This window comes from Laedolimicola sp. (assembly GCF_051972735.1).
GTDB lineage: Bacteria > Bacillota > Clostridia > Lachnospirales > Lachnospiraceae > Laedolimicola > Laedolimicola intestinihominis.
Map to the genome: position 1 here is coordinate 1 of NZ_JBOKYU010000103.1, position 536 is coordinate 536.

Sequence of the window (536 nt, forward strand, 5' to 3'; positions counted from 1 at the left end):
GGCTCATATAGTCCATATCCACGCAGGCTTTTTCCGAGATGGACACCGCCAGTGCTTCACTTGCCGTGTCTACGGCAGCCACCGCCTGATGGGGCTTGATGGTCCGCTTGGTGAACATATCTGCCTTGCGTTCCAGCTTTCCGTCCTCGTCGATGACTTCCAGCGCACAGAGCAGGTAATAGGAAGAATCGTCTGCATAGGCCAGACGGTTTGCACGGTCATTGATGAGACCGTATTTGGCAGAAAAGCTGTCATAGAGGCTGTTCAGTTCCGCCTGCTTTTGGGTAATGGTGCTGTCTGGAACCGCTGCATCCATCTGAAGGTCGATCAGTTCCTGCACACAATCACGCAGTTCCACAAGACCTTTTACACGGGCTTCGGCGGTGGCGTTGAGGTCAGGGCGCACCATGCGGCTGTTTTCCCGGTAGTACACCTCGCCGTCCACCACGGTGTAGGAGTAGTTTTTCACATTGGGGTCTGCGGGGATGGACGTGTCGATCTGTTCGCCCTCGCCCAGCTCTGGCAGCTCCGCTTCC

General features: G+C 56.2%; 1 protein-coding gene. It reads right to left on the reverse strand.

What is annotated here, in order from left to right:
• Positions 1 to 536: hypothetical protein (locus ACTRC3_RS11780; RefSeq protein WP_440323199.1), on the reverse strand; the 536-nt coding region annotated here is incomplete at both ends.